We start from the raw sequence: 13,788 nt of genomic DNA, 5'->3' as shown, positions 1-13,788 counted from the left end.
GTCGTGACTCCATCACCAATACGACGATAATTGCTGGTCGCGTCGCCTGCGGGTCGGCCGGTACCGGCGGGGGCAGCCGTTAGACTTTCCAGCGATGTCCAACCAGGCGCCCGCCACCACCAGTCACGACCGGGTATGACCGACCGACCCGACAGCGGCCCGGAGATCGGCCTTACTGGCCGGCCGCCGCGGGCGATCCCGGACCCCCAACCGCTCACCGCCCACGGCCCGGCCAAAGTCGTCGCGATGTGCAACCAAAAGGGCGGCGTCGGCAAGACCACCTCGACCATCAATCTGGGTGCCGCCCTGGCCGAATACGGCCGACGGGTGTTGCTGGTGGATATGGACCCGCAGGGCGCACTGTCGGCGGGTCTCGGTGTGCCGCACTGGGAGTTGGACAAGACGGTCTACAACCTGCTGGTCGAGCCGCGGACGTCGATCGACAACGTGCTGATCAACACCCGGGTCAAGAACCTGGACCTGGTGCCCAGCAACATCGATCTGTCCGCCGCCGAAATCCAGCTGGTCAACGAAGTGGGCCGGGAGCAAACGCTGAACCGGGCACTGTACCCGGTGCTGGACCGCTACGACTACGTCCTCATCGACTGCCAGCCCTCGCTGGGGCTGCTCACTGTCAACGGATTGGCCTGCTCGGAAGGCGTGGTGATCCCGACCGAGTGTGAGTTCTTCTCGCTGCGCGGGCTGGCGTTGCTCACCGACACCGTGGACAAGGTGCGTGACCGGCTGAACCCCAAATTGGACATCAGCGGCATCCTGATCACCCGCTATGACCCGCGGACCGTCAACTCCCGCGAAGTGATGGCCCGTGTCGTCGAGCGGTTCGGTGATTTAGTGTTCGACACCGTGATCACCCGCACCGTGCGCTTCCCGGAGACCAGTGTCGCCGGCGAACCCATCACGACCTGGGCCCCCCGGTCCGGCGGCGCCGTCGCATATCGGGCCTTGGCGCGCGAGTTCATCGACCGATTCGGCGTGTGAACGCCGCACCCGAGAGCGGCTACTCGGATGGCTTTCGAGTCCGGCTGAACAACTTCGAAGGGCCGTTCGACCTGCTGTTGCAGCTCATCTTCGCGCACCGGCTCGATGTCACCGAGGTGGCGTTGCACCAGGTCACCGACGACTTCATCGGCTACACGAAGGCCATCGGCGCCCAGCTCGACCTCGAGGAGACCACCGCTTTCCTGGTGGTCGCGGCGACACTGCTGGATCTCAAGGCAGCCCGACTGCTGCCCACAGGTCAGGTCGACGACGAAGAAGACCTTGCTCTGCTGGAGGTGCGCGACCTGCTGTTCGCGCGGCTGCTGCAGTACCGCGCGTTCAAGCACGTCGCGGAGATGTTCGCCGAATTGGAGGCGACCGCGCTGCGCAGCTACCCCCGAGCGGTGTCGCTGGAGGATCGCTTCGCGAGCCTGCTACCAGAGGTGATGCTCGGCGTCGACGCCGCGAAGTTCGCCGAGATCGCGGCCATCGCGTTCACGCCGCGCCCGGTTCCGACGGTGGGCGTCGGGCATCTGCACGTGCAAACGGTGTCGGTGCCCGAACAGGCCCGGCACATTCTGGCGATGTTGGAGAGCCGGGGTAATGGGCAGTGGGCGTCGTTCTCCGAGTTGGTCGCCGACTGCACGGTGCCGGTCGAGATCGTCGGGCGCTTCCTGGCGCTGCTCGAACTGTATCGCTCTCGGGCGGTAGCATTCGACCAGTCCGAGCCCCTCGGCGTGCTACACGTGTCGTGGACCGGGGAGCGGCCCAGCAGCGAAGTTTTATTAGAAACGCGAGACCATGACTGACCAGACGCCCGATCTGGACGCTGGCATCCCGGACATCGCCGAGCCGGTGGAACTTGATCAGGATGAACTCGGCCGAGTGCTGGAGTCGCTGCTGTTGGTGGTAGACACGCCGGTGACCGCGGAGGCCCTGGCGTCGGCGACTGAGCAACCGGTCTACCGGATCACCGCTAGATTGGAACAGCTGGCCGACGAACTCACCACGCGTGACAGCGGCATCGATCTGCGGCACAACAGCGAGGGCTGGCGGCTGTACACCCGCGCCCGGTTCGCGCCCTACGTCGAGAAGCTGTTGCTCGACGGTGCGCGGACCAAGCTGACCCGCGCCGCCCTGGAGACGCTGGCAGTGGTGGCCTACCGCCAGCCGGTGACGCGCGCGCGCGTCAGCGCGGTGCGCGGGGTGAACGTCGATGCGGTGATGCGTACGTTGTTGGCGCGCGGGCTGATCACCGAGGTCGGCAGCGACGAAGACACCGGTGCGATGACCTTCGCCACCACCGAATTGTTCTTGGAGCGTTTGGGATTGACCTCATTGACGGAATTGCCGGATATTGCGCCGCTGCTTCCCGATGTCGACACCATCGAGGACATCAGCGACTCGCTGGACAGCGAACCCCGGTTCATCAAACTCGGCGGCGGCCCGTCGGCCGATCAGGCATTGAGCTTCGACGTGGATCACGACTGATGGTCGAATTCGAGGAGCCGCAGGGCACCCGCCTGCAAAAGGTGTTGTCGCAGGCGGGAATTGCGTCGCGGCGTGCAGCCGAGAAGCTGATCATGGAGGGTCGCGTCGAGGTGGATGGTCAGGTGGTGACCGAGCTGGGCACCCGGGTCGATCCGGACGCATCGGTGATCCGCGTCGACGGAGCCAGGGTCGTGCTCGACGACTCACTGGTCTATCTGGCCTTGAACAAGCCCCGCGGCATGCATTCCACCATGTCCGACGACCGCGGCCGGGCCTGCATCGGCGACCTGATCGAGCGAAAGGTCCGCGGCAACAAGAATCTTTTCCATGTGGGTCGGCTGGACGCCGACACCGAAGGCCTGATTCTGTTGACCAATGACGGCGAACTGGCGCACCGGTTGATGCACCCCTCGCACGAGGTCCCGAAGACTTACCTTGCCACCGTGACGGGTTCGGTGCCGCGGGGACTGGGCAAGCAGCTGCGCGCCGGAATCGACTTGGACGATGGTCCGGTCCGGGTCGACGATTTCGCGGTGGTCGACGCGATACCCGGCAAGTCGCTGGTGCGGGTGACGCTGCACGAAGGACGCAACCGCATCGTGCGACGCATGCTGGCCGCAGTGGGTTATCCGGTGGAAGCGTTGGTGCGCACCGACATCGGCGCGGTGACGTTGGGCAAGCAGCGTCCCGGTTCGGTGCGGGCGTTACGACAGGACGAGATCGGGCAACTGTATAAGGCGGTGGGATTGTGACGGTTGTCGCCATCGACGGTCCTGCCGGTACCGGAAAGTCCTCCGTCGCAAGGGGATTGGCGCGTGGTTTGGATGCCCGCTTCCTCGACACCGGGGCGATGTACCGGATCGTGACGCTGGCCGTGCTGCGCCAGGGCATCGATCCCGCTGATGCTCAGGCAGTCGGTGAATGCGCCTCAAAGGTGCAGTTGTCGGTGGGATATGACCCGGGTGCCAGCAGCTTTCGACTCGCCGGAGAGGATGTGTCGTCGCAGATCCGCGGTGACGACGTCACCCGCGCGGTGTCGGCGGTGTCGGCGGTGCCCGCTGTGCGTACCCGACTGGTCGATCTGCAGCGCCAGCTGGCGCAAGCACCGGACACCATCGTGGTCGAGGGGCGCGACATCGGCACCGTGGTGTTCCCCGACGCGTCGGTCAAGATCTTCCTGACCGCCTCGGCGGAAACCCGCGCGGAGCGACGCAATGCGCAGAACGTCAAGGCGGGCCTGCCCGACGACTACGAGGCGGTGCTGGCCGATGTACGCCGCCGCGACCACCTCGATTCCACCCGAACGGTGTCCCCGCTGCGTGCGGCCTCGGATGCGATCATCGTCGACACCAGCGACATGACCGAGGATCAGGTGATCGCGCACCTGCAGGATCTGGTGACTCAGCGAAGCGAGGCCACGCGATGACCGAGGACGGCATCTGGTCTGACGAAAGCGACTGGGAATTAAGCGATTCCGAGCTGGACGAGTTCGCCGAATCGGGACCTGCACCCGTCGTTGCGATCGTCGGGCGACCTAACGTCGGCAAGTCGACGTTGGTAAACCGCATCATCGGGCGACGTGAGGCGGTGGTGCAGGACGTGCCCGGGGTGACTCGGGACCGGGTGTCCTACGACGCGTTGTGGACCGGTCGCCGGTTCGTCGTCCAGGACACCGGGGGATGGGAGCCCGACGCCAAAGGCCTGCAGCAGTTGGTCGCTGAGCAGGCCTCGGTCGCCATGCGCACTGCCGACGCAGTGATCCTCGTCGTCGACGCCACCGTGGGCGCTACCGCCGCGGACGAGGCCGCCGCGCGCATCCTGCAACGTGCCGGAAAGCCGATTTTCGTGGCCGCCAACAAGGTTGACAGCGACAGAAGCGAATCCGACGCCGCCGCGCTGTGGTCGTTGGGACTCGGCGAGCCCCACGCGATCAGTGCCATGCATGGTCGCGGGGTCGCCGACCTGCTGGACGCGGTGCTGGCGGCGCTGCCCGAGGTGGCCGAGGCGGGGTCGCAGAGCGGCGGACCGCGACGGGTCGCCCTGGTCGGCAAGCCCAACGTCGGCAAGAGCTCGCTGTTGAACAAGCTGGCCGGCGATCAGCGTTCGGTAGTGCACGACGCCGCCGGCACCACCGTCGACCCGGTGGACTCGCTGATCGAGCTGGACGGCAAGGTGTTTCGCTTCGTGGACACGGCCGGGCTGCGGCGCAAGGTCGGGCAGGCCAGCGGCCACGAGTTCTATGCCTCGGTGCGCACCCACGGGGCCATCGATGCCGCCGAGGTGGTGATCGTGCTGATCGACGCCTCCCAGCCGCTGACCGAGCAAGACCTGCGGGTGCTGTCGATGGTGATCGAGGCCGGGCGGGCGCTGGTGCTGGCCTACAACAAATGGGACCTGGTCGACGAGGACCGCCGGGATCTGCTGGACCGGGAGATCGACCGCGAGCTGGTGCAGGTGCGTTGGGCGCAGCGGGTCAACATCTCCGCCAAGACGGGCCGGGCGGTGCAGAAACTGGTGCCGGCGATGGAGAACGCTTTGGCATCGTGGGACACCAGGATTGCCACCGGTCCGCTGAACAGCTGGATCAAGGAGATCGTCGCGGCTACTCCGCCCCCGGTCCGGGGCGGCAAGCAACCGCGCATCCTGTTCGCCACTCAGGCCGCTGCGCGGCCGCCGACGTTCGTGCTGTTCACCTCGGGCTTCCTGGAGGCGGGCTACCGGCGATTCCTGGAGCGGCGGCTGCGTGAGACGTTCGGGTTCGAGGGGAGCCCGATCCGGATCAATGTGCGGGTGCGGGAGAAGCGGGGTGCGCGGCGCCGCTGAAAGCTGGGAAACCGCCGACGTTGGCTCCGCCGCCACCGGATCTTATTGGGTTCGGTTCGGCGCTCAGCGAGGCCGGTTCGGCCATTGGCGAGCTTGATCGAGCCGGACGTGCGGGTGTTGGTCAACCTGGGCTACGGCAGCCCGCACCAGGGGTGGTCGACCGGACCGCCCAGTGTGCCTCCGTTCGGGCTGCTCCCGCCGCTCGCCCCGGGGGAGGTCACCGGCGCGCTGGTGGGCGGTGCGCAGCAGGGCGTTGGCGATTTCGCCCGGGAAGTCCAGGCGCTGGTGTCCAACGCGTTACTGTCGAGCCTGCTGGATTCGCTTCCGCAGCCGTCACTCGGGGTGATCGAGCGCATCCTCGCCTCACCGACCGGCGCCGTCAACACCGTCGCCAGCGCGGTCGCCAGCGGCTATTCGGTCGTGCTGCCCACTGCCGACTTCGCGACGACGACGCTGCTCTCCCTGCCCGCCTACGATGTCTCGCTGTTCGCCGACGGGTTGGGACAAGCCCTCGCCGGCGACCCGGTTGGGCTGATCAACGCAATCGGCAATCCGATTGCCGCTGATGTCGGCTTGTTCTCGATCGCCGCGGGTTTTATAACGCTGGTGCTGGTCTCGGCGGCGCAGTCGATCCTCTCAGACCTCAGCAGTTTGTGACCGTCGCAGGGCCTGGCGGTCTCGCGTTGATGCTGCGGTAGGATTTCGACCTGCTGCCGGTTGACGCCGGCAGTGGCGGGCTGTGGCGCAGTTTGGTAGCGCACTTGACTGGGGGTCAAGTGGTCGCAGGTTCAAATCCTGTCAGCCCGACGCAGGTCAGAGGTGCTTTTCGAAAGATCGGAAAGTGGCGCTTTCGTGTATTACCCCAATCGATACCCCAACGGGTCATGTCCACTGCCGTCCGCCGCCCTTCGGGTAGGTAAAGGGATGAGTCCTTCTACTAGGAAGGAGGTGGTGACATGCTCCCGTTTTCGTTAGTGGCTTTCGGAGGGGCGTCTGCCACTCGTGCCCGGCTACAGAGGCCGAGCTGAAGCCCCTTCGGTTATCACTTTCAGACGACGACCAGGCCGAGTCGTTCTGCCAACCCATCAATCGCAGCGCGCGCGGTGTCGTCGGATGTGTGCCCGTAAACATCGCCGGTGATCGCGATCGACGAGTGCCCAAGCAGATCAGCTACCGCCTTGATGTGCACACCCGCCTCCAACCACGTCACCGCGGCGGAGTGTCGCAACGTGTGCACACCAACCCCGTCAACCTTCGCGGCTTTTGAAGCTACCTTGATTACGCGGAGTAGGTTTCGCGGATCAACCGGACCGCCGAGTTCGGTCGTGAACACCAGGCCTGAGTTCTGCCACTGGCTCGCCGCGCGCAACCGTTCGGCCGACTGGCCCGCTTTATGCTTTCGCAGCATCGCCACCACTGCTGCGTTGAGTGGCACCGTGCGACGCGATCGCGTCGTCTTCGGTTCTGTAATGACCAACCGCCTACCAATCCGGCTGATTGTCGCTGCGACGCGGAGCGCCCCGGCGTCGAGGTCGACCTGATCCCATGACAACGCCAGCGCTTCGCCCTTTCGCATCCCAGTGGCTGCGATCAAGACCAGCGCTGGGTGATACCGCGACGATTCCGCGGACCGTAGAACGGTAGTCACCGCCGCGGCGTCCAAGTGCCTAGCCTCGGTGCGTTCCACGCCCGGCCGACGAACCTGGGCCGCCGGATTCCTAGCGAGCCACCCATCACGCACCGCGCCATCAAGCCCCGTCCGCAGCACGGTGTACGTCTGTCGGATCGTCGAGTCAGACAACGCACGCACCGGTACCGGTTCGGTGTCGCTGTCCGGGTCGGGGCGGCTCGGCCTAGTCTTGGCGCGCAATCGGAGGATGAGCGCCTCGACGTCGGACGCGCGCAGCTTGTCTAGCGGAGTAGCACCGAACGGCGCGGGTTCCAGGTGCCGTCGCGACAGCAAGGAGTAGAGCTCGCGGGTCGATTCCTTCCGATCCGATGCGGCGAGAGTCGTTGCGCGCCAGTGCGCTAACCAGTCGCCGACGGCGGTGTTCGCATCCTTTACGGGAGCACCAGCATCGAGCCGATTGCGCGCTTTCTTCATCTCTGCGCGCGCTGCCCTGGCGGTTGCGGCGTAGAACGAGACCCGCTTGGTTTGGCCCGTCTCGTCTATGTACGTCAATCGCGCCTCCCACCGCCCATTAGCCCGCTGCCGAACGCTGCCCTCACCGTTAGCCCGTTTGCCCATGTTGCTATGCCTTCCTTTTGCCCTGCGATGTGGCAGGGAGGTACCCGGCCTTCCTGGCCTCCTCGATGTAGCGCGCCGCGGTTCGGGGGCTGATGTTGCTGCCGTCCTCGAGGCGGAACGCATCTTGGATCGCTTCGCGAGGCTTACCGGATATGTGCGCTTTATAGATCATCGCGACGCGTTCGTGCCGTGCGTCGGTTGCTTTTCGCGGTCGGCCGCGCCTCGCCTCCCGGACTGTTTTGCTCGCCACATCGCCGTCGGCCCAATTCGGCGCTGTGACGGTTTCCCACTCGTCCACACCCCGTCGCACACGTGTGGCGGTCGTCTGCGCGGAATGCCGCACGATCATGTCGAGCCACCAGTCCAGGTTGTCGCGGACCTGCCCTAGGTGCGCGCCGGTGATGTCGACACCGCCCGCGGAAGCTGCAACCTCGACACGAGTGAACGACGGAATACCTTGCCGCACTTCAATGGTCATTCGCAGAATTGGCTGATCTGGCTTGCCGGGAAAGTGCCCGAAGGCTTCAACTCGTTCCGGCATGAAGATGTCCCGAACCGGGACCAGGCGGGTGCCGAACGCCCAGCTCACCCCGCCGATAGGCACCTCTTTATCACCAACGGCGGCAACTATGGCGTTCGATTCGTCCATACCCGGCCTTTCGTCATTGCCAAAAAGTGGGACGCTAATGGCAACGACAACAGTGCCATTGTTGGCCCATGATGGCAACTACCCGCTCGCGCACGTGCGGATATCGACCGACCAACGAACCCTTAAGGAGAGTCCGCATGGACAACACACCTGACGACCAGCTGCTAGTACCAATCCCTGACACCTGCACCCGCCTCGGCGGAATCAGCCGCACAACGGTTTACGAGCTCATCAACCGCGGCGAACTCGTCAAGGTAAACATCGGAACCCGCGGATTTATCACCGCGGGATCCATCGCGGGGTACGTAGATCGAATCACAAAGGCCGCCACGGTCTGATGTCGTGGTTCCCTTTCGACGATAAGGCGCACTCCGACGATCGGTTTCGCCGCGCTGGACTCGCCGCAGTCGGCCTCTATGTGATGGCTGGTGCGTACTGCGCCGACCAACTGACAGACGGTTTCGTGCCCGACTGGTTCGTCCGCCAATTCGCAAACGGTTCACGCACCGTTCGAATACTGATCGCGGAAGGGCTGTTCAAGCGTCGGGCGGGGGACGGAGGTGTGAATGGCTACCAGTTCGTGGACTTCCCCGAAGCACTTACGCGGGCCGCGCATGAGGAGCGCAAGCGGAAATGGCGGGATGACAAGCGGAAACGCAAACCGGGCCACGACTTTTCCTTGGTGAGATCGACGAGAGAGTACGGTACGGAATCCGGAACGGATTCCACCGCGGAACCAGGTATGCAATCTACGTCGGAAACATCCCGGCTTCTGCCGTTCCAGAGTCCAGAGTCCAAGATCCAAGGAGGGGGGGTATGTGGGCCGGGTACGGCACTAGACGACGCCAACCCGATCCTGCACAGTCCCCCCCGCAATCCTGCGGAAGGCGAATTACCGCAACCCTGGTGTAGCCGTCATCCAGGCGGCACCGACACGCCGTGCGGTGCCTGCGGACGCGCCAGAGGGGCCAATGAACACGCGAAGGCCGAACGCGACGATGCTCGCCGGACAGAACGGCAGGCGTCTGCCGAAGGGTGCACGCTATGCGACGAAGGTTGGCTTCTCGGCCCGGATGGCAAACCGGTTGACCCTGCTCGGCGGTGCAATCACCGGTAACCGGAGTAGTTGTGACCGGCATGTATAGGGCATCGGCGCGGAATGCTCGGCATCCGTCGCTTTCCAACTGTGCCTGGAAGGTTCTTCTCCTGGCACCGACACCCAGTGGTTCGGCTGCGCTTGGAAGAGCGCGGCAGGTAAATTGCCGGTCGGAGCGTCGACTGAGGGAACGGGGAGGGGTACATGCAGTGACCCGACCTGCACTGCGGACGCCAAGATACGCGGGCGGCGAATTCCGGACGGTGAAGCTGTGCGAAGTCTTTATATCGTCTGGCAGCGACTTAGACGCTGAGCGAAGCCTTCTCCGGGAGCTTGTTGACGCCTTCAACAAGCAGGCGATCGACGCGAGGGCAGGCTTCTTACTCACTGTCCGCGCATGGGAAGATGCCGTCACACGCCGGACTTACGGCGACGGGAATCGCGAGTTTCGCTATGACGCGGCGAACGCTAACTTGGTAATCGTTCTTCTTCACCGGGAGATACGAAAAGGTACCGAAGAAGAACTAGACATGGCCCTAGAAGCCGAAAATGTTCAGGTCGCGATAATACTAATGGACCCGCCGGACAAGCTTTCTGAGGTCGAAACCGAGCGATATCTCATTGCAAAATTGAGTCATATAAAGGATGACGTCCGCTGGTTCGAGACCGAAGCTCCGGGAAACGTGTCGGTGACTATTGCAATGGTTTCGATCCTAGCGCGTCTCGTCATAGATCTTTCGGCACCGATTGATCAGCCGACAGCGGCCGAGTACACCGAGGTGAGGTGAGATGGCGCGACAAGCTGATCTTGTTGAGGCAGCAATCAAGCTCGACGAAAGGGCGTTAGTCGACTCAGGCGATCCCGGTGCTAACCATTTCATCGGCGTGCTCCGACTCGATCCACGTCATCTTAGTGACAACACTGATCCGCCCGGTCGCATCGCGAATGAAATTGAGGTCGATTTTTCGTCATTGTTGTTCATGGTCGCGGAGAGTATTCGCCAGGTACTCGTCGGAAGGGACGATGAGGCACGAACGATTCTTGCAAATCTGCGATATTCCGAGACGGTTGAACACATCCTGGTGATGCTGGTTCAGGCTTGGCTTCCCGGGGGGACAACCTCCCTTGCGCGGATAGACGAGTACCTCCGAGATGCAGTTGTTGATCCTGACCTGAAATCGCGTGTCTACATGAAACTCATGACTTGGGAGCTAGAAGCTCGCGGCAAGGGTCCACACGCTGCCGCTTATTACGACCTCGCCATCGCGAACGCATCCGCCGTTGGACTTCAACAGGCTCTATACGGCGTGGGTGAAGCATTCGGGCGTGAAACGAGGCTATTCTTCCCGCCCGCTCGTGACCCGCAAAATACCTATTCTTGGATACTTGACTCAGTTTCCAGCGCATCGGCTGATGAACTCATCCAGATGGCAAGAAAGCAGATTTCACCCTTCACTCGTACTTTCGGCGGTGACCCACGGGCGGTTCCGATGCCGATTCGTGCGGCAGAACTTCAAGGTGGCTGGGCGGGGGCATATTGGATTCTCGAGCGGATCTGGCGCGTCAAAGCATCCATAATTCTTGTCAGCAGTAGGGACCCTGCCGAGCGTGCGGACGGCATGACCTATTGGGTCCTAAGTGGTGGATCTCGTGTCCGCGAGCTCGTTACCGAGAACGAGAACGGCTTGAGTCGCGAACTTGTTGCGAAGATCCTCGTCGATGACCTAAAAAATGGTACGCGGGTCGCCGCCGATGATTGGGTGGAACTATGCCTTGCGCTTTGGGATGAATTACCATCAGAGATCTCGACTAGACTTATTTCAACGCTCGAGATTCCGGCTTGGGCATACGAATATAGTGCGCTCGCGAGAGAAAATAGATCAGTCATCCTTTTCTGTTCGCTCAGTGCTGTTGAACGAGAGAAGTGGGTTGAGCGATATGAGTCGTTGCAGCCAGCGCAACGCTTGACCGTTTGTCTCGCGTTGTCGGCAGCGCAGGCCAGGGACCTGCCCGATCGCTTACACGATGAAATTCGCAGCATACTGTTGGACTACTGCAACGACGAACGGCAATCTGTCGATCCGGACGTCATCGAAACCCTCGCGGCATTGGTGTCCGAGCTTGCAGATGATGCGCCGGAACGGAGCAGATTCAAGGATCTATTGCCAGCTGAGTACTCAGCCGAGATAGGGGTGCGCTATCCGCAGCTTGTGACTGCCGACCGGATCCGCGAGGACATGGAGATGACGGTTCAAAAGATTCGGCAGCAACTGGCGCAGAACCAGCGAGGGCAGTGGACCACCTTCGGGACCAGCCTGGCGTTCGAGGTGGCGCGTTGCCTTGTGGCGCTCAAGTCGTCCGACGAACGGTCGATCGACACGATTGTCGACTTTGCGACCGCATCTGCGTCCGCGGCGAATGATGTGATCGATGCGGTTAGCGCGCTGAGCTGGCTAGCAGACGAGGGTCTGCTGACTCCGATCGGCACGGTTGAATCTCGGTTGCCGTACCGCGTCGATGTCTCACCAGTCGACCGGATGTGGACGGGCCGTGACGACATTCGCGCCATCAATGCTGTTATTGCAGGCTTGCACGCACGGTTATCGACAAGCCGTCGCGAGGCGATAGCTCTATTGGTCGCTGCCTCGCGCGATCCTGATGCGCAGGTTAGACGGCTCGCGGTTGAACAGTTCTGCGACGGCAACCTAGTAGTCAGCGGCCTCGAAACCTCAGTAGATGCGGCGATCTTGGGAGCGATTTATGACCCCGATTTCCGGGTTCAAACGGCCGCGATTCGTGGGATCGCATCTATCTCAGACCTTTTGGTTTGCGAGATAGCGTGGGCGCGTTTGGTCAGCGTGTGGGACGCGGCGCACCGTCGCGTACGTATGGCGGCGGCAGGTATGGCCGCGAGGCAGCGGTACACCGAGAAGTCAATTGAGAGGTTGCGCGCAGACCTGCTTCGGCTAGCTTCTGCTGATCGCTCCCTCCTAGTTCGCAGAGCCGCAGGACAAGAACTCAACACCATCGGGTAGCTCCCGGCGTTGCGGTCTTAATGCACTAGCCACCTCGGTCCAACGTACGCAAGCGAGGTGCCAATCATGTCGAAGCGGACGTCAACCGCGAGGACGTCTGAGGCAATTGCAATGTCCGATGCCCTTGGTCAGGACGCTCGCCTAGAGAAGTAACCCCTCCCAAAAATTGTTGGACCCACCCCCTGGCATGACTCCCCAGGGGTAGTCGCGAATTTTTCTTGCGGGCAGCAATTTTCACCCATAGCAGCACAGCTGCCGTATGTAGCTGGTCCAGTGATGACTCGTTTGGAGCAGGCGGTGGGGTAAACGAATATCGCCGACGCGAAACACTTCGTTTGATGCGTCACCCCATTCTGCGAACCACGACCCGGCAGGTTGTGCATCGAACGAACCCACCGCCTGTCATCTTGCACCCCGAGCGCTAGAGAGCCTGTGCCTGCGGGATCGGCTAGTCATTGACCGCCGACGCGACAGACCCTCGCATCGCTAGTCCTTCCGCTTAGATTCCCAGTACCAATCGACGGCGGCATCCTCCGCCTCTTGAACTTCAGCATCCGTTGCATCGTCGTGGTCATAAATCGTTTCGCCCATGTCCTCCAGATCAAGCAAGTCGTTGCCCAGGCGCAGATTGCACACGGCGCATGAAAATTCTTTCGGTTCGGAAACGACCTCGACAAAGGGAAGGCCCGGCGTTCCATCGTCGTCGTATTCGTATTCGATCGGACCACGCGAAATTGTGTACTCCAACCATCCATCGAATCTGCAGACAGGGCACGGGTGGCGTACAAACCTGTCATCGCGGTCGTGTTGCGGCTCGTCGAAATAGCCGGGTGGTTCGCGATCCGCCCATTCCGACAGCACGTCGTCGTCTAGACCGCGGCCTCGGAGCCTTTCGATTTCGTAGAGAGCTGCAGCCTTCAGCTGCTCCAGCATCAGTAGTTTGGCTTCCGCTTGCGCCTTCAATCGCTCGTCGACCTGCGGCAGAAAGTCGATTCCCCAGTACGCTGTCCGATCGAGTGCAGGGTCGGTGGCCGAGATGATTTCGACGATCTGCTCCGACAGTGCAACCATCGTGTTCAAGGCGCTATCAAATTTCGTGGGATCTACCAAGCCGAGGTGGGCAGCTAGATTCCTGACGTCGAAAACACCGGAATCACGGTCGGACTTGTAATCGAACGGCTTGGCTTGATTGAGCACCGTCATGCAATCCGCAGCGGTTCGGGTCTTCGCCTTCTCCGGGGCGATGGTGCTGACGCCCGAGAACAACAGTAGATGCTTCGACTGCCTATCTTCCGCTATCAGGACCGGGTTGAGGTGGGCCAATGCAGACTTAGCAAGTAGTTCGACCGACGTACCGATGGAAGTTGCACGGTCAAGGAGCGCCAAGTCGTCCGTGGCGTTTGCAAGTGCGCGTCGCGCATGCATCGAAGCCGCTTGGAATAGGTG

General features: G+C 62.5%; 12 protein-coding genes and 1 tRNA gene. 10 read left to right on the top strand and 3 right to left on the bottom strand.

The annotated features are described in order from the left end of the window. The first annotated feature begins 135 nt into the window (after positions 1-135). From AC5Y6Y_RS03505 to AC5Y6Y_RS03470, 8 genes are all read left to right on the top strand, one after another. Positions 136-999, top strand: a complete 864-nt coding sequence (locus tag AC5Y6Y_RS03505) for a ParA family protein (protein WP_463825297.1) — start codon at positions 136-138, stop codon at positions 997-999. Next, positions 996-1,808, top strand: coding sequence for a segregation/condensation protein A (locus AC5Y6Y_RS03500; RefSeq protein ID WP_463825298.1), 813 nt, complete (start codon positions 996-998; stop codon positions 1,806-1,808). Before AC5Y6Y_RS03505 ends, AC5Y6Y_RS03500 begins: the two co-directional genes overlap by 4 nt. Next, positions 1,801-2,490 (top strand): SMC-Scp complex subunit ScpB, encoded by a 690-nt coding sequence (gene scpB, locus AC5Y6Y_RS03495; RefSeq protein WP_499918580.1) that lies wholly within the window; start codon positions 1,801-1,803, stop codon positions 2,488-2,490. The genes AC5Y6Y_RS03500 and scpB overlap by 8 nt, the downstream gene beginning before the upstream one ends. Continuing rightward, positions 2,490-3,242 carry a pseudouridine synthase gene (locus tag AC5Y6Y_RS03490; protein WP_463825300.1) on the top strand — a complete coding sequence of 251 codons (753 nt, stop codon included), beginning with the start codon at positions 2,490-2,492 and terminating at the stop codon, positions 3,240-3,242. The genes scpB and AC5Y6Y_RS03490 overlap by 1 nt, the downstream gene beginning before the upstream one ends. After that, entirely contained in the window at positions 3,239-3,916 is a 678-nt protein-coding gene (cmk, locus tag AC5Y6Y_RS03485; protein ID WP_499918582.1) for a (d)CMP kinase, read from the top strand. Before AC5Y6Y_RS03490 ends, cmk begins: the two co-directional genes overlap by 4 nt. Further along, on the top strand, positions 3,913-5,313 hold the full coding sequence (der, locus tag AC5Y6Y_RS03480) for a ribosome biogenesis GTPase Der (protein WP_499918583.1): 1,401 nt from the start codon (positions 3,913-3,915) through the stop codon (positions 5,311-5,313). Before cmk ends, der begins: the two co-directional genes overlap by 4 nt. An 84-nt stretch (positions 5,314-5,397) precedes the next feature. Continuing rightward, on the top strand, positions 5,398-5,970 hold the full coding sequence (locus AC5Y6Y_RS03475; RefSeq protein WP_499918585.1) for a hypothetical protein: 573 nt from the start codon (positions 5,398-5,400) through the stop codon (positions 5,968-5,970). 76 nt (positions 5,971-6,046) lie between these two features. Then, positions 6,047-6,120 (top strand) — tRNA-Pro (locus AC5Y6Y_RS03470). A 241-nt stretch (positions 6,121-6,361) separates the two neighbouring features. Here the strand turns inward: AC5Y6Y_RS03470 and AC5Y6Y_RS03465 are convergent. Both AC5Y6Y_RS03465 and AC5Y6Y_RS03460 read right to left on the bottom strand, forming a co-directional pair. Next, positions 6,362-7,417 carry a tyrosine-type recombinase/integrase gene (locus tag AC5Y6Y_RS03465; RefSeq protein ID WP_499918587.1) on the bottom strand — a complete coding sequence of 352 codons (1,056 nt, stop codon included), beginning with the start codon at positions 7,415-7,417 and terminating at the stop codon, positions 6,362-6,364. Between the two features lie 148 nt (positions 7,418-7,565). Continuing rightward, positions 7,566-8,210, bottom strand: a complete 645-nt coding sequence (locus AC5Y6Y_RS03460; protein WP_499918589.1) for a hypothetical protein — start codon at positions 8,208-8,210, stop codon at positions 7,566-7,568. Positions 8,211-9,515: 1,305 nt separating this feature from the next. Here AC5Y6Y_RS03460 and AC5Y6Y_RS03455 point away from each other — a divergent pair. Together AC5Y6Y_RS03455 and AC5Y6Y_RS03450 are read left to right on the top strand one after the other, a co-directional pair. Continuing rightward, complete coding sequence (locus AC5Y6Y_RS03455) at positions 9,516-10,094, top strand: hypothetical protein (RefSeq protein WP_499918590.1); 579 nt, start codon at positions 9,516-9,518, stop codon at positions 10,092-10,094. A 1-nt stretch (position 10,095) separates the two neighbouring features. Continuing rightward, entirely contained in the window at positions 10,096-12,342 is a 2,247-nt protein-coding gene (locus AC5Y6Y_RS03450) for a hypothetical protein (protein WP_499918592.1), read from the top strand. A 486-nt stretch (positions 12,343-12,828) separates the two neighbouring features. Here AC5Y6Y_RS03450 and AC5Y6Y_RS03445 read toward each other — a convergent pair whose 3' ends face one another. Beyond that, a complete protein-coding gene (locus AC5Y6Y_RS03445; RefSeq protein WP_499918594.1) occupies positions 12,829-13,767 on the bottom strand; it encodes a hypothetical protein in 939 nt (312 codons plus the stop codon). Positions 13,768-13,788: the final 21 nt, after the last annotated feature.

It is taken from the genome of Mycobacterium sp. NGS24, assembly GCF_059813065.1.
Note: the sequence above shows the minus strand (reverse complement) of the source record. Positions and strands in the feature narration are given on the sequence as shown.

Coding starts and splice junctions, on each gene's coding strand:
- AC5Y6Y_RS03505 (WP_463825297.1), top strand. CDS start 136: ATGACCGACCGACCCGACAGCGGCCCGGAGATCGGCCTTACTGGCCGG.
- scpB (WP_499918580.1), top strand. CDS start 1,801: ATGACTGACCAGACGCCCGATCTGGACGCTGGCATCCCGGACATCGCC.
- AC5Y6Y_RS03490 (WP_463825300.1), top strand. CDS start 2,490: ATGGTCGAATTCGAGGAGCCGCAGGGCACCCGCCTGCAAAAGGTGTTG.
- der (WP_499918583.1), top strand. CDS start 3,913: ATGACCGAGGACGGCATCTGGTCTGACGAAAGCGACTGGGAATTAAGC.
- AC5Y6Y_RS03465 (WP_499918587.1), bottom strand. CDS start 7,417: ATGAAGAAAGCGCGCAATCGGCTCGATGCTGGTGCTCCCGTAAAGGAT.
- AC5Y6Y_RS03460 (WP_499918589.1), bottom strand. CDS start 8,210: ATGGACGAATCGAACGCCATAGTTGCCGCCGTTGGTGATAAAGAGGTG.
- AC5Y6Y_RS03450 (WP_499918592.1), top strand. CDS start 10,096: ATGGCGCGACAAGCTGATCTTGTTGAGGCAGCAATCAAGCTCGACGAA.
- AC5Y6Y_RS03445 (WP_499918594.1), bottom strand. CDS start 13,767: ATGCATGCGCGACGCGCACTTGCAAACGCCACGGACGACTTGGCGCTC.